The organism is Micromonospora sp. WMMA1998, from assembly GCF_027497375.1.
GTDB lineage: Bacteria > Actinomycetota > Actinomycetes > Mycobacteriales > Micromonosporaceae > Micromonospora > Micromonospora sediminicola.
The window spans coordinates 6,104,018-6,121,390 of the sequence record NZ_CP114911.1; the positions used below are offsets into that span (position 1 = coordinate 6,104,018).

21 protein-coding genes are annotated in these 17,373 nt (G+C 72.6%); 11 read left to right on the forward strand and 10 right to left on the reverse strand.

Annotated features, from left to right (window positions below):
* Positions 1-5 precede the first annotated feature (5 nt).
* The 3 genes from O7600_RS28500 to O7600_RS28510 all read left to right on the forward strand — a co-directional run bounded on the left by O7600_RS28500 (position 6) and on the right by O7600_RS28510 (position 1,805).
* Positions 6-686, forward strand: coding sequence for a DUF2461 domain-containing protein (locus tag O7600_RS28500; protein ID WP_281591442.1), 681 nt, complete (start codon positions 6-8; stop codon positions 684-686).
* Between the two features lie 64 nt (positions 687-750).
* Positions 751-969 (forward strand): hypothetical protein, encoded by a 219-nt coding sequence (locus tag O7600_RS28505; protein ID WP_281591443.1) that lies wholly within the window; start codon positions 751-753, stop codon positions 967-969.
* A 236-nt stretch (positions 970-1,205) separates the two neighbouring features.
* Positions 1,206-1,805 (forward strand): tetratricopeptide repeat protein, encoded by a 600-nt coding sequence (locus tag O7600_RS28510; RefSeq protein ID WP_281591444.1) that lies wholly within the window; start codon positions 1,206-1,208, stop codon positions 1,803-1,805.
* A 12-nt stretch (positions 1,806-1,817) separates the two neighbouring features.
* Here O7600_RS28510 and O7600_RS28515 read toward each other — a convergent pair whose 3' ends face one another.
* From O7600_RS28515 to O7600_RS28550, 8 genes are all read right to left on the reverse strand, one after another.
* Complete coding sequence (locus O7600_RS28515; protein WP_281591445.1) at positions 1,818-2,912, reverse strand: P1 family peptidase; 1,095 nt, start codon at positions 2,910-2,912, stop codon at positions 1,818-1,820.
* 220 nt (positions 2,913-3,132) lie between these two features.
* On the reverse strand, positions 3,133-4,248 hold the full coding sequence (locus O7600_RS28520; RefSeq protein ID WP_281591446.1) for a ricin-type beta-trefoil lectin domain protein: 1,116 nt from the start codon (positions 4,246-4,248) through the stop codon (positions 3,133-3,135).
* An 11-nt stretch (positions 4,249-4,259) separates the two neighbouring features.
* Positions 4,260-6,107, reverse strand: coding sequence for a family 43 glycosylhydrolase (locus O7600_RS28525; RefSeq protein ID WP_281591447.1), 1,848 nt, complete (start codon positions 6,105-6,107; stop codon positions 4,260-4,262).
* Between the two features lie 344 nt (positions 6,108-6,451).
* Complete coding sequence (locus O7600_RS28530; RefSeq protein WP_281591448.1) at positions 6,452-6,823, reverse strand: metalloregulator ArsR/SmtB family transcription factor; 372 nt, start codon at positions 6,821-6,823, stop codon at positions 6,452-6,454.
* Between the two features lie 85 nt (positions 6,824-6,908).
* The gene (locus O7600_RS28535; protein ID WP_281591449.1) at positions 6,909-7,652 is read right to left on the reverse strand and encodes a class I SAM-dependent methyltransferase; all 744 of its coding nucleotides are present in this window, start codon (positions 7,650-7,652) and stop codon (positions 6,909-6,911) included.
* Positions 7,653-7,747: 95 nt separating this feature from the next.
* The gene (locus O7600_RS28540) at positions 7,748-8,518 is read right to left on the reverse strand and encodes a hypothetical protein (protein WP_281591450.1); all 771 of its coding nucleotides are present in this window, start codon (positions 8,516-8,518) and stop codon (positions 7,748-7,750) included.
* A gap of 171 nt (positions 8,519-8,689) precedes the next feature.
* Positions 8,690-9,196, reverse strand: coding sequence for a hypothetical protein (locus O7600_RS28545; protein WP_281591451.1), 507 nt, complete (start codon positions 9,194-9,196; stop codon positions 8,690-8,692).
* Between the two features lie 94 nt (positions 9,197-9,290).
* Positions 9,291-10,295, reverse strand: a complete 1,005-nt coding sequence (locus tag O7600_RS28550; RefSeq protein WP_281591452.1) for an NAD(P)-dependent alcohol dehydrogenase — start codon at positions 10,293-10,295, stop codon at positions 9,291-9,293.
* Between the two features lie 113 nt (positions 10,296-10,408).
* Between O7600_RS28550 and O7600_RS28555 the strand changes: the two genes are divergently transcribed.
* The 3 genes from O7600_RS28555 to O7600_RS28565 are packed head-to-tail and all read left to right on the forward strand — an operon-like array spanning position 10,409 to position 13,065.
* Positions 10,409-11,122, forward strand: a complete 714-nt coding sequence (locus O7600_RS28555) for a TetR/AcrR family transcriptional regulator C-terminal domain-containing protein (protein ID WP_281591453.1) — start codon at positions 10,409-10,411, stop codon at positions 11,120-11,122.
* A gap of 20 nt (positions 11,123-11,142) precedes the next feature.
* Positions 11,143-11,706 carry an alpha/beta fold hydrolase gene (locus O7600_RS28560; RefSeq protein ID WP_281591454.1) on the forward strand — a complete coding sequence of 188 codons (564 nt, stop codon included), beginning with the start codon at positions 11,143-11,145 and terminating at the stop codon, positions 11,704-11,706.
* A 42-nt stretch (positions 11,707-11,748) separates the two neighbouring features.
* Positions 11,749-13,065 carry a hypothetical protein gene (locus tag O7600_RS28565; protein WP_281591455.1) on the forward strand — a complete coding sequence of 439 codons (1,317 nt, stop codon included), beginning with the start codon at positions 11,749-11,751 and terminating at the stop codon, positions 13,063-13,065.
* On the opposite strand, the gene O7600_RS28570 is transcribed toward O7600_RS28565, so the two are convergent.
* Entirely contained in the window at positions 13,026-13,370 is a 345-nt protein-coding gene (locus O7600_RS28570; RefSeq protein ID WP_281591456.1) for a hypothetical protein, read from the reverse strand. The genes O7600_RS28565 and O7600_RS28570 overlap by 40 nt on opposite strands.
* Positions 13,371-13,485: 115 nt before the next feature.
* Here O7600_RS28570 and O7600_RS28575 point away from each other — a divergent pair, with 115 nt between their 5' ends.
* The 3 genes from O7600_RS28575 to O7600_RS28585 all read left to right on the forward strand — a co-directional run bounded on the left by O7600_RS28575 (position 13,486) and on the right by O7600_RS28585 (position 15,807).
* The gene (locus tag O7600_RS28575) at positions 13,486-13,836 is read left to right on the forward strand and encodes a hypothetical protein (RefSeq protein ID WP_281591457.1); all 351 of its coding nucleotides are present in this window, start codon (positions 13,486-13,488) and stop codon (positions 13,834-13,836) included.
* 331 nt (positions 13,837-14,167) lie between these two features.
* Positions 14,168-15,070 carry a sulfotransferase domain-containing protein gene (locus tag O7600_RS28580; RefSeq protein WP_281591458.1) on the forward strand — a complete coding sequence of 301 codons (903 nt, stop codon included), beginning with the start codon at positions 14,168-14,170 and terminating at the stop codon, positions 15,068-15,070.
* Positions 15,071-15,096: 26 nt separating this feature from the next.
* Positions 15,097-15,807, forward strand: a complete 711-nt coding sequence (locus O7600_RS28585) for a helix-turn-helix domain-containing protein (protein WP_281591459.1) — start codon at positions 15,097-15,099, stop codon at positions 15,805-15,807.
* Here the strand turns inward: O7600_RS28585 and O7600_RS28590 are convergent.
* The gene (locus O7600_RS28590) at positions 15,789-16,367 is read right to left on the reverse strand and encodes a dihydrofolate reductase family protein (protein WP_281591460.1); all 579 of its coding nucleotides are present in this window, start codon (positions 16,365-16,367) and stop codon (positions 15,789-15,791) included. The genes O7600_RS28585 and O7600_RS28590 overlap by 19 nt on opposite strands.
* A 72-nt stretch (positions 16,368-16,439) precedes the next feature.
* Between O7600_RS28590 and O7600_RS28595 the strand changes: the two genes are divergently transcribed.
* Both O7600_RS28595 and O7600_RS28600 read left to right on the forward strand, forming a co-directional pair.
* A complete protein-coding gene (locus O7600_RS28595) occupies positions 16,440-16,979 on the forward strand; it encodes a phosphoribosyltransferase family protein (RefSeq protein ID WP_281591461.1) in 540 nt (179 codons plus the stop codon).
* Complete coding sequence (locus O7600_RS28600) at positions 16,976-17,362, forward strand: hypothetical protein (protein WP_281591462.1); 387 nt, start codon at positions 16,976-16,978, stop codon at positions 17,360-17,362. Before O7600_RS28595 ends, O7600_RS28600 begins: the two co-directional genes overlap by 4 nt.
* Positions 17,363-17,373 lie beyond the last annotated feature (11 nt).

Genomic DNA, 17,373 nt, shown 5'->3' on the forward strand with positions numbered 1-17,373 from the left:
GCCGGATGGGTGAGTTCACGGGATTTCCGCAGGAAGCGTTCACGTTCTACGAGGGCCTGGAGAAGGACAACACGAAGGACTACTGGGAGGCGCACAAGGCCACCTGGGAGGCGACGGTCCAGACGCCGGTCGAGCAGTTGATGCGCGACCTCGAACCCGAATTCGGCCCCCTGCGCACCTTCCGACCGCAGCGCGACGTGCGGTTCTCGCCCGACAAGTCGCCGTACAAGACCTGGATGGGTGTCACCACCACGTCTCGGGCCGTCGGCGGCGTTGGTTGTTTCCTGCGGCTGGAAGCCGCCGGCCTGCGCCTGGCGTGCGGCGCCATGGTGCTGGCGCGTGACCAGCTGGAACGCTTTCGCTCGGCGCTGGACCACCCCACACACGGGCCCGAGTTCGACCAGGTCGTCGTCGACCTCGCGGCCCGTGGCCTGCCGGTCGGCGGTGGTCGGGAGCCGGCGCTCAAGCGGGTGCCGACAGGCTTCCCCAAGGAGCACCCGCGCGCCGAGTCGCTCAAGTGGAAGGGCGTCGTCGTCGTCCGGGAGTTCGAGCGCGCGGCCTGGATGAGCACGCCGAAGGCGATGGACGCGGTGCGGGACGTCTGGCAGGGCGCGGCGCCGCTGAACGAATGGATCCAGACCGTCGTCGGACCCAGCAACGAGCCGACCGGGCGTCCGGGCCGCTGACCGGGAGCGCCCTACCCGACGCGGAGTGCCCCCGAGTCTGCGCTGTCCGGTCCGCCCGAGGACCGTGACGACGCCGTCGCGGTGCTGCGGGCCGCCGTCGGGTTGGGCGTCCGGCACAATCGACACGGCCGGTTTCCCCGGCACGCAGGTGGCCAACGAGATCACCCGTGAGGCGCTCGCGTCCTACCCCGACGACCTGCACATCGTCACCAAGGTCGGCGCCGGTCGGGACGAGCGCGGCGGATGGCCGCCGCCTCGCACTCCGGCCGAGCTGATCCGGTAGGTGCACGACAACCGCGCCGTCGGTCGCCGAACATCCTGCTGATCCCCGGCACGTCCGCGGCCGCGCACCTGCGCGAGAACGTCGCCGGCGCGGCCCTGGACCTGCCCGCCGACGTGCGCGCCGAGCTGGACGCGGTCGTTGCCCCAGCGGCCTCCCCCGTGTCCGGCGCGCCACCCGAGGTAGGCGACTGTCGATAGACTCGGGGCGGTCGCAGCGATGTGACCACAGGAGGAGCCGTGAGATTCCTGCCGTCCCGATCCCGACCGATCCCCGCCGACCTGGAGCGGCGCGCGCGCTCCGGCCTGGCCCTCTTCGAGGCCGGCCGGTACGCGGACGCCGAGTTCGCCTGGCGCACGCTGTTCGCCGACTGCCAGCGGCAGCTCGGCCCGGCCCATCCCGAGACGCTGCGCACCCTGGACCGGTGGGGATCCGCGCTGTTCCGCCTGCGTCGGGTCGACGAGTCGGCCCAGCGGCACCGGGAGGCCCACCATCGTGCCGCGACCAGCCTGGGCGCCGGCGACCCGGTCACGCTGGTCTACGCCTACAACCTCGGGTGCGCGCTGGTGGTCATGCACCAGTGGGGCGAGGGCCTACCGTTGCTGGAGGACACCCTGCGACGTCAGCGGCGCAAGCTCGGCCAGGACCACGCGCAGACCCTCGCCACCGCCAAGACGCTCGGCGTCTCGCTGTTCATGGCCGGTGACGCCCGCGCCGGGCTGGACCTGTTGCGGTCCAGTCACGAGCGGGCCGTCCGGGCGTTTGGCCCGGCCGACCCGCTGGCGCGCGACATCGGCGAGAACCTGCGGGTGGCGTTGCGCAACATTCGGACGTACTGAGGGTCCGGTGGCCTACCGACGCCACGGGGCCGTTGAGCCACCGCCGGTGCCGGGCCTCCCGCTCCCACCGGGTGCGGGAAGCCGGCCGGCGGCGACCAGCCGTCGCACAGCGATCTCGTGCGGTACGGCATGGCTGGTACGACCACCCGTCCCGACGACGGTGGTGGCGGCGAAGAGCGAGTTGAGCAGTGCCTCCTCGACCGAGTCCAGGACCGCGGCGATGATCGGGTCGAGCTGCGCGTCGGGAACGGCCGGTCGGTCCGGTTCCGCGGTGCTGAAGGCGATCGCGTAGTCGCCGCTGCCGTTGGCGTACGCGGCGCCGACCCGACCCATGGCGAAGACCGCCCGACGGGCGAGCCGCCCGAGCTGCCGGGCGTCCAGGCACGCGTCGGTGGCCACCACGATCATGCACGAGTTGCCGGACGGTTCGGTGTGGTCGGCCTGCGGGACCAGTTCGTCGACCGGCAGCGGGACGCCCAGCACGGTCAGCACACCGCCGAAGTTGGCCTGCGCCAGAGCGCCGACGGTCACCGAGGTGTCCGCCGCGCGTACCACCCGGGACGAGGTGCCGATGCCCGCCTTGTAGCCCAGTGCGGTGGTGCCCGCGCCGGCACCGACACATCCCTCCGGGGGTGGTCCTCCGGACGCCCGGTCGATGGCGTCGAGCACGTGCCGTTCGGTGATCGGACGTCGACGGATGTCCGACAGGTGACCGTCGTTGGTCTCACCGACCAGCGGGTTGAACGACAGCCCGTCCGGTCGGCGCCGCATCAGATAGGTCAGCACCGCGTCCGCGGCGCGAAAGACCGACAGCGTGGCGGTCAGCACGATCGGCGACTCCAGCACGCCGAGTTCGTCGACCTGGGTGGAGCCGACCAGCTTCCCGTACCCGTTGCCGGTGTACACCGCCGCGGGCAGCGACCACCGCCGCGGGCCGAGCTGCGCCGGCACGACCGCGGTGACGCCGGTGTGCAGGTCGACACCGTCGTCGACGGTGGTGTGCCCCACCAGCACGCCGGCGACGTCGGTGATTGCGTTGTGACGCCCGGTCGGTAGTGGTCCGACCACGATGCCGAGGTCGCGGGCGCGGCGGCCGGGCTGCCTCATGACGCGGCCGGGCAGTCGTCCGCCGGGCCCGACCATTGCGGGTGAGAGGCCGATTCACCGAGCCACGTCGCGTTCGCCATGGCGGCGGAGCCTAGCGCCAGTCGGGCGGTCGGGTCACGAGCGGGCCGTCCCGGTGGTCGATCCGGAACGACCCGCCGACCCGCGACGTCGGCGAGAACCTGCGGGTGCCGCGAATGCGACACCCGCCGGCCCGGAGGCGTCAGCCGCGGATGCTCCACTGTTGGTTGGCGCCGCCGTGGCAGTCCCAGAGGTTGATCCTCGTGCCGTTGGCGGTGCCGTAGTTGGCGGCGTCCAGGCAGCGCCCCGACTGGACCCCGCTGATCGTGCCGTTCGCGTTCAAATTCCACTGCTGGTTGGCCTGACCGGTGCAGTCCCAGACGATCACGCTGGTGCCGTTGGCGGTGCCCCGCCCGCTGGCGTCCAGACACTTGCCGCCCAGCACCTGCAACTGCTTGGCGGCGGTGTAGGTCCAGCGCTGCGGGGTGCCGCCCCAGCAGTCGTAGAGCTGCACCGCGGTGCCGTTGGTGGTGCTGCCGTTCGGCACGTCCAGACACCGGCCCGAGCCGGTGTTCACCACCTGCACGTTCTGGTAGGTGCCCCCGCCGCTGCCCGGCGTACCGATGCTGCCGGACACCGACTGGAGCGCGCGGTACCAGACGGCGGCCATCTTGTCGTAGCCGGTGGCGGTCGGGTGGACGCCGTCGATCAGGTCGGCGGTGGTCAGCGCGGAGTGCTGGTCGACCAGGTGGACGCGCCGGCCGGCGTTCACCTTGGCCTGGACGATGCCGGGGACGGCGGCGTTGAACGTGCGTACCGCCGACTCCTGGCCCGGGTTGGCCAGCGGGATGATCTGGGCCACGAACACGTCGGCGTCGGGTGCGGTCGTGGTGATGCGCTCGATCAGCGCGGAGAGCCGGTTCGGCGCGCCGGCGACGTTGTAGTTCTGGAGGATGTCGTTGGTGCCGATGTGCAGCAAGACGGTGCGCGGCCGGTAGCTGGTCAGCCAGCCGGTGATGTTCGCGTCGATCTGGTCGATCCGCCAGCCGGGGTGACCCTCGTGGTCGTGGTCGCCGAGGTTGCCCGGTCCGTTGAACTGGGAACCGACCAGGTCGACCCGGTAGCCGGCGGCGGCGAGCCGCTGCCACAGACCGATCCGGTAGCCGCCGGGGACTTGGGTGCCCTCGGTGATCGAGTCACCCAGCGGCATCACCCGGACCCCACCGTTGGACTCCGCGCCCGCCGGACCGGCCGGGACCAGCAGGCCGGCGACCGTCATGGCCAGCGCGGCGAGCCACGCTCCTGCCCTCGTTCGCATGACTGTTCCTCTCAGGGACTGGTGCAGGTCAGGGACGGCGTCGACGGGGAGCCGTTCGCCAGGAAGCCGAACGTGGTCGAGCCGGCGGCCGGCACGGAGCCGTTGTAGGACACGTTGCGCACGGTCGCGGCGGAGCCGCTGGTGCTCAACGTGCCGCCCCAGATCTGGCTGACGCTCTGCCCGGCGGCCAGGCTCCAGCCCACGGTCCAACCGTTGATCGCCGCGGCGCCGGCCGTGACGGTCACCTCGCCCTGGAAGCCACCGGACCAGGTGCTGGTGGTGCGGTAGCTCGCGGTGCAGGCGTCGGTGGTCGGCGGCGGGGTGGTGGGCGGTGGGGTCGTCGGCGGCGGCGGGCTGGTCGGCGGCGTGCCGCCGCCGGTCGGGGTGAACCGCCAGTGGTCGACGTTGAACAGCGAGCCGCTGCCGCCGGTGAACCGCAGGTAGAGATCGTGGGTGCCGGTGGCGCCGCTGACCGCGCACGTGGTGTCGGTCCAGGTCTGCCACCCCCCGGTGCCGGACACCCGGCAGGTGCCCACCACGGTGCCGGTGGCGCTGTCGAGGCGGACCTCGATGGTGCCCCCGCCGGCGGCCGAGGCCACCCGGGCGGTGTACGAGGCCGCGCCGGCGCCGAAGGCCACGCCCTTGACCTTGATGTAGTCCCCGTTGTCGATCCACCCGACGTTCATCCCGCCGGCGCTGCTCGGCTCGGTCTCCACCCCGGAACCCCAGGCGATCGTCTCGGCCTCCTGCCGGACGTACGGGTTCAACGTGCCGACCTGCGGGGCGCCGGCGGTGGACATGCTGATCGTCGGGATGGAACCGTCCGCCCCGTAGGAGAACTTCTCCACCGCCACGGAGCGGGTGAAGCCGCCCCCGCCCGGTAGTGCCCCGTTGTGGTAGAAGAAGTACGAACCACCCTTGAAGTCGACGATTCCGGGGTGGTTGGTGAAGCTGCTGCCCTGGGTGGGCATCACCGTTCCGCGGTAGGTCCACGGCCCCAGCGGGCCGGGCGCGGTGGAATAGGCGATGAACTCCGAGCAGCACTTGGCCGCGTAGACCAGGTAGTAGAGGCCGTTGCGCTTGTAGACCCAGGGCCCCTCCTCGAAGAGGGTCGGCCGGTTCGCGTCCCCGGTCCGGGTGCCGAAGCCCGCCGTGGTCAGTGGGATCTGCGTGGGGCTGCCCGAGTACGAGGTCATGTCCGCGTTCAGCTTCACGTACCACAGGCGCGGGTTGCCCCAGTAGAGATACGCCTGGCCGTCGTCGTCGATGAACACGGTGGGGTCGATCTCGCCGTTGCTCACCAGCGGGCGCCCGATGGCGTCCCGGAACGGGCCGGTCGGGCTGTCGGAGACCGCCACCCCGATGCCCATCTGGCCGGTCGCCCGAACCGTCATCGGCACGTACCAGTAGAACTTGCCGTTGCGGTAGACGGCCTGGCCGGCCCACGCGTCGGACTTGGCCCAGCTGAAGCTGGCGATGGTGAGCGGGGAGCCGTGGTCGGTCCAGTTCACCATGTCGTCGGACGAGAAGACCCGCCACTCCTTCATGGTGAACCAGGTCGAGTTGTCCTCGTCGTGGCCGGTGTAGAGGTAGACCCGGCCGTTGTGGACCAGCGGCGCCGGGTCGGCCGTGTAGATCGTCTGCACGATGGGGTTGTCGGCCCGGGCGATCGCCGGGAACAACCCCACCAGCGCGAGCAGGCTGGCGACCAGGGCGATCCGGCGTCTGGTCCGATGCCGGGACCGGGCTGACGTCGCTCTCCGTCGCCCCGGACCGCCGGCGACCGGGCCGGCCGCGGCGGGCGCGACGGGCGGATGGGAGCGTCCGGCCCGGCCGGGCCGGAGACGGGAGATGACCATGACGGCTCCTCGGGTACGCGAGGCTCCCGGACCGTCCGTGCCGGCGAGAAGTCTCGCGGGTGGTGGATTGCCGTCGATGTAAACGCTAACAGTCGCGGCGTCGACTCAACCGCTGGAACCACGACCTCGGGACGGAGATCGTGCAGGCGGCGGGTCGGGAGCGCCGACGGTGGTGGCCTGCCGGTCACCGATGTTATCGCAAACATCGACGCCGGTAATTAGAGCACATTCCGGGAGTGACGGGGAGTCCCGACGGGTGGCGGCGTGCTTCCGGGCGGGCCGGCCGCCGGCCGCTCCCGCCCGGCGGACCGTCCGTCGAAGCGGCCGCTCACCAGCGGCTTCGCTCAGCGAGCCTTCTTCGTCGCCCGCTTGCGGGGCGGGGTCAACAGGTCGGCGATCGCGGCGACCGCGGCGGGGACCACCCGGTAGTAGGCCCACACCCCGCGCTTCTCGCGCTCCAGCAGGCCGGCCTCGGTGAGGATCCGGAGGTGATGACTCACCGTCGGCTGGGACAGCCCGAGCGGGGCGGTCAGGTCACTCACGGACGCCTCGCCCTGCGGGGCGGACTGGATGAGGCTGAGCAGCCGCAGTCGGGCCGGGTCGGCGAATGCCTTCAGCACCCCCGCGAGCCGTTCGGCGTCGGCACGCTTGATCGGCTCGCCGGACAGCGGCGAGATGGAAGGCATGGCGGTCTTGGCGGTTCCCACGCCGTTCATCGTCGCACCCGAACATCGACGACGCGGCGGAAACCGGGATCGGATCGACGTAACGGGCACATTCCCCGCCGGAGGTGAGCCGGCCTCAGGCGCGACGCAGGACCAGGGTGGCGAAACCGAGCACGTCGCGGTATCCACGCAGCCACTGGTCCCGGTGTTCGCGCGCGACCGCCAGCGCCTCCGCGGCGTCCGGGTGGCCCGGGTTGTCGAGCGCCCACTCGGTGAGCGACCCGACCCAGGACCACTCGTAGTGGTCCCACTCGGCGGCGTCGCTGACGTGCGCGTACACCGGGGTCCACCCGACCTCCTCGGCGACGTCCACCAAGCCGGCGAGATCGGTGAAGTCCTCCGGCTTCGCGTCCAGCGCCGCCAGCGCCTGCGGGGTCGGCGGGGTCTGCCAGAAGCCCTCGCCGACCAGGAGGATCCCGTCCGGATGCACGTGTCGCCCGGCCAGCCGCAGCGTCCCCGCGAATCCGTCGAAGGCGTGCGTCGACCCGACACACATCACCAGGTCGTGGTCGCCGTCCGGCACGTACGCGCGGGCGTCGCGCTCGTGCAGCGTGAGCCGGTCGGCGAGGCCGCGTTCGGCGGCGGCGGTCGCGGCGCGCTCCAGGGCGTACCGGCTGATGTCGACGCCGTCGGCGTGCCCGTCGGGGTGGTGGGCGAGGGCCTGCAGCGCCCAGGCCGCCTCGCCGCAGCCGAGGTCGAGGATGCGGGCGGACGGCCGCCGGTCGGCCCGGCGCAGGAGCCGGTTGACGTTGACGCCGGCGATCGGCGCCGCGATCGGGTGGTGCGAGTGCGCGATGCTGCTGAGCCGTTGACGATCCACGGGGAGACAGTGAACACCACAACGGGACGGCCGGCATCCGGCTTTGCCCGCCGACGGCGACCGGGCGGCCGGCGAGCACCGACCGCCCGGTGGCCCTACCGCTTCACCAGGTTGCGCAGCGCGGCGAGCAGCGACCGGTCGCTGACCTCGGCGTAGATCTTCTTTTCCGCGCCGACCAGCACGACGTACGGGCAGGCCTGGTCGTCGCCGCCCAGGGTCTTGTCGAGCAGCCTGCGGCCGGTCGCCACCTCGTAGACCCGGAGGCGGTAGGTGGCCTTCAGCAGCGTCAACGTGTCCGGCTTCGGGTCGTCGTAGCGGCACTTGCGGATCGTCGCGCCGGTGCTCACCCGGTCGAGACAGGCGACCATCTGCACGGTCTTCGGATCCTCCGCCGCCCAGATCCGCTCCACCTGCTTGGACAGGCCCTCGTCGTAGTAGTAGCCGTTGTCCTGGCGGCGTTGCCCGCCCGGGGTGTCACCGATGAGCAGCGCCACCGGGTGCGGGGCCTTCCCGGTCCGCTTCGGCGACTGCGGGTAGTAGAGGACGCCGTCGCACACGTTGTTCAGGTCGGTGATCTCGGCGGCGGCGAAGTCGCTGGCCTGGGGTCCCTGCGGCGCCGGCTCCGCGCTCCCGGTCGGGTCGGGCGCCGGCGGACTGCCGGTCGTGGTCGACGGCCAGGTGGCCGGCAGGGGCTCGGCCGGATCGTCGGCGCCGGCGCGCAGCAGGAAGGCGCCGCCAACCAGGCCGGTGCACGCCAGTAACAGCAGGACGCCCAGCGTGACCACGGCGATGATCAGGCCACGATGGGCCTGGCCCGGTCCCGGCGCTCCGGCCCCGAACGGCGGTCCGTACGCAGGGACCGCCATCGGCGGCCCGTACGGCTGGCTTGCCGGGGGTGGCGCGTGTGGTGGTGGCGCCGGCGGCGCCTGCGACGGCTCGGGTTGCTCCTCCGTCGATCCGAATTCCGATCCGGCCCCCGTGTCGGCCATGCTCAATCCTCTTGTCGATGCTTGGCGAAGCGCGAATGTATCAACATTTCATCGACCGGGTGGGCCGCCGATCGGCGGTGGGGCGCCCGTCCCCGACCCCTGGTGATGGACTCCCACCCGGTCCCGGTCCGGGTCGTACGGCTGTCTGACCAGCAGCGCCACCAGCACCTGGATCGGCAGGTAGTAGGCGAGTTGCCGCGGTTCGGGCGTGCAGACGGACGGCAGGCAGCACAGCACCACGGCGGCCGCCCGGAAGCAGACGGGTCCGACGTCGCGGAACAGGAAGAGCACCCCGAGCGCGACCGCGAACGGCAGGACCGAGGCCAGCCCGATGTAGGCGGCGGCGAGGGTCGCCTCGACCACGAACCCCTCGACGCTCGGGTCGTTGGCCAGCCGGCGGTAACCGACGACGGTGCCGATGCCGAGGAACGCGCAGTAGAGCGCCAGGTGGACCAGGACGAAGCCGGGCAGCGGCAGCGCCCTGAGCCGCGCGAGGAGGTGCCGAGGGGGAGGAGCCGCCGACGGCGGAGGGACGGGGGCGGGTCGACCGGTCATCGTCCTCTCCGGCGGGTCGGGAGCCAGCGGACTGCGTGGCACTCACGCTAGGCGGCCGGGCGGCCCGCCGTCGTCCCGATTACGGTGACCCGCTTCACCCGCCGGTCCGCGTGCTCCCTACGGTGATGACGACCTTCGCCCGCGCGTGCTCGCCCTCCAGGTAGCGGATGGCCTCCGGCACCTCGCGCAGCGGATAGGTGCGGTCGACCACCGGGGTGAGACGGCCGGCCTCGACGTGGGCGCGCAGCAGGTCGAGGTGAGGCCGGCTCGGCGTCGTGGTGAGCACCGCGACCCGTTGCCGGACCAGTGGGGCCAGCAGTCGTCCGTGCGCGATCAGCCACACCGGACCGACGAGGCTGCCGCCGTGGTAGACCCCTCCACCGGAGAGCACGAGCGTCCCGGTCGGGGTCAACGCGCGGCGGAGTGCGCGGAGCGAGCGGTTGCCGACCAGATCGAGCAGGACGTCGTGGCGGTGCCCCTGGCGGGTGAAGTCCTCCCGGGTGTAGTCGACGACGTGGTCGGCGCCGAGCGAGCGGACCAGGTCGACGTTGCGGGTGCTGCACACGCCGGTGACGGTGGCGCCGAACGCCTTGGCCAGCTGGACCGCCAGGGTGCCGACGCCGCCGGACGCCCCGTTGACGAGGACTTGGTGGCCGGGCTCGACCCGCCCGACGTCGCGCAGCCCCATCAGCGCGGTGGTGCCGGCCAGCGGCAGGGCGGCCGCCTGCTGCGGGGTGAGGTTCGTCGGCGACGGCGCGACCACGTCCTCGGGCACGCACGCGTACTCGGCGAACGCGCCGTTGGCGTCACCCAGGTCGGCGAAGACGGTGTCGCCCGGGCGGAACCCGCGCACCCGCGCGCCGACCGCCTCGACCCGGCCGGCGACGTCGCGGCCACGGATGCGGGCCCGGGGTCGGGCCGGTCCCATCGCCAGGCGTGCCAGCCACGGGTCGCCCCGCACGGCGTGCCAGTCGTAGGCGTTGAGCGCGGCGGCCTCGACCCGCACCAGCACCTCGTGAGGTGCGGGCGTCGGCGTGTCGACCTCCGCGAGCGTGAGGGTCTCCGGTGGGCCGTACCGGTCCTGGACGATCGCCTTCATCGTGACTCCTTTTCCGGTGTACGGCGTACACCTGCCTTGTCAGCATGGGTGTACGGCGTACACCTGTCAAGACGGTTAGGGTGCAGACACCGCCACCGGAGGACGGGGACGAGATGGCCGAGCAGGCAGACGTGCTGCGTCGCACGCCGCTGAGCAGGGACCGGATCCTGCACGCCGCCGTCGCGCTCGCCGACGGGGCCGGGATCGAGTCGCTCAGCATGCGCAACCTCGCCCAGGACCTGGGCGTCGTGCCGATGGCGCTCTACAAGCACGTGGCCAACAAGGACGAGCTGCTCGACGGCATGATCGACGTCGTGGTCGGCGAGATCGAGCCGCCGGAGCCCGACACCGACTGGAAGCCCGCGCTGCGCCGCCGCGTCCTCGCGGCGCGACAGGTGATGCGGCGCCACCCCTGGGCGCCCCTCGCGATCGAGACACGGAACACGGCGACGGTGGCCGTCCTCGCGTACCTCGACTCGGTGGTCGGGACGCTGCGGGCCGGCGGCCTCTCGGTCGACCTCGCCCACCACGTGATGCACGCGATGGGCAGCCGGGTCCTGGGCTTCAGCCAGGAGCTGTTCGACGACGCCCGGCGCGCCGGACGGTCCGGCGCCGTCGAGTCCGGCCCGCCGGCCGCCCTGCCGCCGGAGGCCGCCGCCCGCTTCCCGCACCTCGCCGCGGTCGCGGCGGCGGCGGCGCACGACGACGACTCCGTCGTGGGGCCGGGTTGCGACGACCAGTTCGAGTTCGAGTTCGCGCTGGACCTGCTGTTGGACGGCATCGAACGGTTGCACCGGCGAGGATGGACGTCGCACGGCCGACGTTGAGCGACCCGGGGGAGGGTGTGGTGACGCAGCCACGGCAGATCCTGTTCGTCCAGGGCGCCGGCGCCGGCACGCACGACGAGTGGGACGACAAGCTGGTCGACAGCCTGCGGCGGGAGCTGGGCCCGGGCTACGAGATCCGCTACCCCCGCATGCCGGACGAGGACGACCCGACGTACGCCGCGTGGAGCGCGGCCGTCCGGCGGGAGCTGACCACCCTGGATGACGGCGTGATCGTCGTCGGGCACTCGGTGGGCGGGACGATCCTGGTCAACACGCTCGCCGAACGGGCGCCGGAGCGGGCACTCGGGGCAGTCGTGCTGATCGCCGCCCCGTTCGTCGGCGCGGGTGGCTGGCCCGGCGACCAGTTCACGCTGCCGCCCGACCTCGGCGCGCGACTGCCAGGCGACGTGCCGGTGCACATCTTCCACGGGCTGCGCGACGAGACCGCCCCACCGGCGCACGCCGACCTCTGGGCCCGCGCCGTCCCGCAGGCCCGGGTGCACCGGCTGCCCGGGGCGGACCACCAGATGAACGACGACCTCGGCGCGGTGGCCGAGACGATCCGACGGTCCGAAGTGGCCTGACGGGGCATCACCGACCGTCCCGGATCGCTAGCATCTGCGGCCATGCACACCCCCAGGAGAACCCGGGCCTGCCTGGCCACCGCCGGCCTCGCCGTCCTGATCCTCACGCCCGCGCCCGCGTACGCGGCCGAGCCCGGCACGCTCACCCTGATCGACGCCGCGCCGGACGGCGCACCCGGCAACGGTGGGGTCGGCGGCTCCGACATCTCCGACGACGGCCGATACGTGGCGTTCGCCTCCACCTCGGACAACCTGGTCCCCGGCGACGTCAACGACGCCACCGACATCTTCGTCCGGGACACGCTCACCGGCACGACCACGCTGGTGAGCGGGGGCACGGGTGGGCAGCCGGCCGACGACTGGGCCGAGTACACGGCCGCCGTCTCCGGCAACGGCCGGTACGTGGCCTTCACCTCGTACGCGTCCAACCTCATACCCGGCGACACCAACAACGAGCGCGACGTCTTCGTGCACGACCGCGACACCGGCGTCACCACCCGGGCCAGCGTCTTCGCGGGCGACCGGCAGATCCGGGGCCTGAGCAGCGCCGCCACGATCTCCGACAACGGTCGCTGGGTCGCGTTCACCACGACCGCGTACGGCGAGGTCGACGACGCGGGCGCCCCGCTGAACGGCCAGGCGGCGTTCGTCCACGACACGCGGACCGGCCGGACCACCCGGGTCAGCGTCCAGGCCGACGGCGGGACGGACCTGTCGGCGTTCCAGGTCGCCATCTCGGGCAGCGGCACCAGAGTCGTGTTCAGCGGCGCCGGCGACTGGGTCGGCGACGGCGGCACCAGCACCGGCGTCTTCGTGCACGACCTCGTCTCGGGCGCCACCGTCCGGGCGAACCTACCGGCCACGGGCGACGGCCTCCTGGACGCGACGAATCCGAGCATCAACCGGGACGGCACCCGGGTCTCCTGGGAGTCGTCCTCGCCGTACGTCGCGGCGGACACCAACGACCGGGGCGACGTCTACGTCCGCGATCTGATCGCCGACACGACCACGCTGGTGACCGCCAACCGCAGGGGCGCCGGCGCGGGCGACAGCTTCAGCTACTCCGGTCGACTCGCCGCCGGCGGCCGGTACGTGACGTTCTACTCCGAGGCCACGGACCTGGTCGCCCGGGACGTCAACGGCAACACCAACGACGTGTTCGTGCGGGACCTCAGCACCGGCCGGACCACCGCGGTCAGCGCCGGCGCCGACGGCACGACCGGCAACCGCGCGAGCTTCGACGGGGTCGCCTCGGCCAACGGCAGCCGCGTGGTCTTCCGGTCCAGCGCCACCGACCTGGGCGTCGACCCGGGCGACGGTCACGAGCACCTCTTCGTGCGCTGCCTGAGAAACTGCTGAACCGGAACGGCGCGCGGGCGGAGACCGACCGCGCGCCGGGCCGACGAGCACGGCGACCCGTGGTCGACACGGGGACGGGGCGGAAGGTCGGTGAGCCGCCCGCTCTGCCGGGCGTCGAAGCCGGCCCGGAGCAACCGCGCCGACGCGGCGAGCTGCTCGTAGTAGCGGCCCATCAGCTCGCCGCACTGCGCGTCGTCGAGCAGGTCCAGCACCCGCCAGCGGGTGAGCACCGAGGCCAGCACCCGGGGCCGCAGCGTCGGCGCGGCCAGCGCCCCGGACAGCAACTCCTCCGCCAACGTGTCCATCGGCCGGGTCTGGCGCCCCGACGTGAACCGCGTCCGCATGGCCCAACCGGGCCACGTTGTAGGCGGTGAACGCGGCAGTGGCCGGACATGCGACGAAGTCCTCCTCGGTCACCAGGTGCGCCAGCCGCGTCTTGCCGAACGCCACCGCGGCCTCCCGGTCGCGTTCGGCGGCCAGGACGTCGGTGCGCTGTTGCAGGTGCAGCACGCCCCGGACCGCGCGCCGGTACGCCCGGACCGACACACCCGGCAGGCGCTCCCGGCGCGTGGCGGCATCCATCCGATCCCGCGCGTCGACGTGCCCACCCCGCTCGCCCCGTGGCTTCCCGCGACGGCGGCCGTCGCGTACGCCCGCGCCAGCCCCGGATGGTGCCGCCAGGTCGTCGGCATCGACGAACCCACCGGGCCCTCCCACCGCGTCCACGGCTCCGCCGCTCGTCGGGCCCGCTCATGGCGCATCGTCGCGTAGAGGTCCCGGGCGCCCGCCGCGCTCAACCACCGCTCGGCCCCGAGTCCGACGAGGTCGAGCACGACGTCCTGCGGTGGCCGACGCTCGCGGAGCCCGCGGCGGCGCACCCGTCGACCCGGGGAGTCGTCTCCCGCAATTCCTATGGAAATTGCGGATTTTCAGCCGACTCCCAGGTTGTCGGGATTGACATTAATTGGACGGTCGGGGATATTCCTAGCGGCGCGTCGGGGCGCAGGCGGAGCAGGCGGGGACTGCGGATCCCACCTGCGTGACGCGCGCGGAAAACGCCGTGTTGCCCCTGCGCCGCAGGGTGCGGATTGGGTTTGGAAAAGTGATCAATCGCGCCGTCGAATTTGCCAAGCACAATACGCCGAATTCCATGCGCGTCGCGGCCCGGCGGGCGCAGATGGACGCGCGCAACGCGCGCATGCGGCTCTCCGTTCCGGTGGTCGCCCGGAATGAGTTCGACAACATCTTCCACTGCACCGTGCGGAAGACCGGCAGTCAGTGGATCAAGGCGCTGTTCAGCGATCCGACCGTCTACCGGCACTCCGGTCTGCTGCCCTACGACCCCCGCTTCTACAAGGGCGGCGCGACCGCGCCCGTCCCGGCCGGCCGGGTGGGCCTGGCCATCTTCCTCTCCTACAAGCGTTTCGAGGCCGTCCCGAAGGCCGGCACGTACCGGGCGTTCTTCGTGATCCGCGACCCGCGCGACGTGGTCGTGTCGAGCTACTTCTCGCTGCGGAACTCGCACGCCCCGATGGGTGACATCCCGCAGGCCCGCAAGGCCCTGCAGGAACTGCCGAAGAAGGAGGGGATGCTGTACGTCATCGACCGCCTCCGGGACAAGAAGCAGTTCGGGCAGATGCGGTCCTGGGCGGTGGCGCCGCCGTCCGAGACGTTCCGTCTGTTCCGCTATGAGGACCTGACCGGCGACGGGCAGGCGGAGGAGGTCGACCGCCTGATGCGCCACTGCGGGATCGTCCTGCCGCCGTCCGAGCTGGAGGCGCTCCTCGCCCGCTACAGCTTCACGAAGATGAAGAAGGACAAGGAGACCCCCGGGCGCATCTCCCACTACCGCAAGGGCACCGCGGGGGACTGGCGCAACCACTTCGACGACGACATCCACGCCGCCTACCTCCGGGCGGCGGGTGACCTCGCCGAGGTGCTCGGCTACCCGTCCCGGGACGGGGCGACCGACCGGCGCAACGGCCAGGAGTCGGCCGCCCGGTAGGGCGGCGGCCGCCGTATCCTCCTGCCGTGGAGCTGCGGTTCACCACCCGGGCGTCCGACTCCGCGTGGGTCGACACCGTCTGGACCTGCGCGAGCGACCGGGTCGCGGAGATGACCTCGGTGGCGACCCCGTGCTGGGGGTTGGTCTTCTGGCAGCGCGACGGGCGGGCGTACGCGAGCGTCTCCGGCCCGGAGACCGGCACCGGCACGGCGCCGGTGCCGGAGGGTGCGACCTTCGTCGGCATCGAGTTCGCCGTGGGCACGGCGCTGCGGATCGTTCCCACGCCGGCCCTGGTGGACCGCGGCGCCGAGCTGCCCGACGTCACCCGCCACACGTTTCGGCTCGACGGCGCCCGGTGGGAGACGCCCGGCCCGGACGACGCGGAAGCCCTGGTCGACCGGCTCGTGCGCGCCGGCGCGGTGGTCCGGGACCCGCTGGTGGCCGAGGTGCGTCGGGGCGACCCGCCGTACGCCTCCCCGCGCACCGTGGAGCGCCGGTTCCGGGCCGCTACCGGGCTGACCCAGGGCGCGGTCCGGCAGATCGAGCGGGCCCGCGAGGCCGCCACGCTGCTGGCCGCCGGCATCCCGGTCGCCGAGGCGGTGGCGCGGCTCGCGTACGTCGACGAGCCGCACCTGGCCCGCGCGCTGCGCCGCTACGTGGGGCGCACGGCGCGGCAGTTACGCGCGGGCGACGGCGGCGCGATCGCCCTGGACCTGGGTCAGCGGGTGACGTCGTAGATCAGCTTGACGATGCCGTTCGGGTAGGTGGCGGAGTCCCGCAGCCGCAGCAGTTGCTTGTCCCGGTCGGCCTGGCCGAACAGGCTCTTGCCGGCGCCGAGGAGCACCGGGAAGACGAGCAGGTGGTAGCGGTCGATCAGGCCGGCCTCGGACAGGCGGCGGGCGAGTTCCGCGCTGCCGTGGATGAAGATGGCGCCGCCCTCGCCCCGCTTCAGCGCGGCGACGTCGTCGGTCGAGCGCAGGACCGTCGTGGGGCCCCAGTCGTCGACCAGGGCGTCCTCGGCCAGGCCGGTGGAGACCACGTACTTCGGCAGTTCCCGGTAGGCGGCGTGGTCCTCCGAGTCGCGCCAGGTCGGCGCGAACGCCTCGTAGCTGCGCCGGCCGAACATCAGCGCCGTGGTGTCCGCGAGCTCCTCGCCCTTGAGCGAGGAGGCCTCCGGCGAGAACTCGATGTCCTTGACCACCCACCCGCCGCTGCGGTGGTCCTCGCCCGGCCCGCCGCCGGGGGAGTCCACGACGCCGTCCAGGGACATGAAACCGGTGTACACAAGATCACGCATGCGGCCATGCTAGGAATCCGCGCACGCCCCTGTCTTGTACGGAAACGACAGTCGCGTGCCAGGATCCGTGACGTGAAACGTGACCATCTCGCGCGTCAGGTCGTGGCCACCGCCCGACTCACCGGTGACTTCACCCTGCGGTCCGGCCGGATCGCCCACGAATACTTCGACAAGTATCAGTTCGAGGCGGACCCGGTGCTGCTGGACGCGCTCGCGGAGCAGTTGGCCGGCCTGGTGCCGGACGGGACCGAGGTGCTGGCCGGCCTGGAGATGGGGGGCATCGCGGTGGTGACCGCGCTGGGCCGCCACACCGGCCTGCCCTGCGCGTTCGTGCGCAAGACGGCGAAGCCCTACGGGACGGCCCGCCTGGCCGAGGGCGCGGCGGTGAACGGCCGGACGGTGCTCGTGGTGGAGGACGTGGTGACCTCGGGCGGGCAGGTCGTGCTCTCCACCCGGGACCTGCGCGACCTGGGCGCCCGGGTCGACGCCGCCGTCTGCGTGATCGATCGTCAGGAGGGCGGGGTCGAGGCGTTGGCCGCCGAGGGCGTCACGCTGCACGCGTTGTTCAGCCGCGCGGATCTCGACGGGAGCGGGCGGACACCGGCGTCGTGACCACGGGCGAACGGTCGGGAGCGCCCGGCGAGGGGGGTGGCGGCCGGCGGCCGGCGTGGGCCGGTGGCTTCCGGGCGCTGGTCGGGGGTGGCATCGCCGTCGCGGTCGCGCTGGTGATCCTCGACCCGGTCCTCGACGCGCGGGACTGCCCCAACTACGGCGGGAGCGGGAACGCGAGCGCTTTCGGCGACGAGCGGTACGACGTCGCGTTCCTGCTGGTCCTCCTCGCCTGGCTGGCGGCGGTGCTGGTGGAGCAGGCGTTGCCGGTGGCCTGGCGGAACCGGGGCGCGGTGGAGGTGGCGCTGCGGGCCGTCGCCGCCGTGCTGCTGGCCCTGACCGTTGCCTGTTGCGTCGCCGCGCGGCTGCTCACGGTCTGCCACTGAGGCGCCCCGAG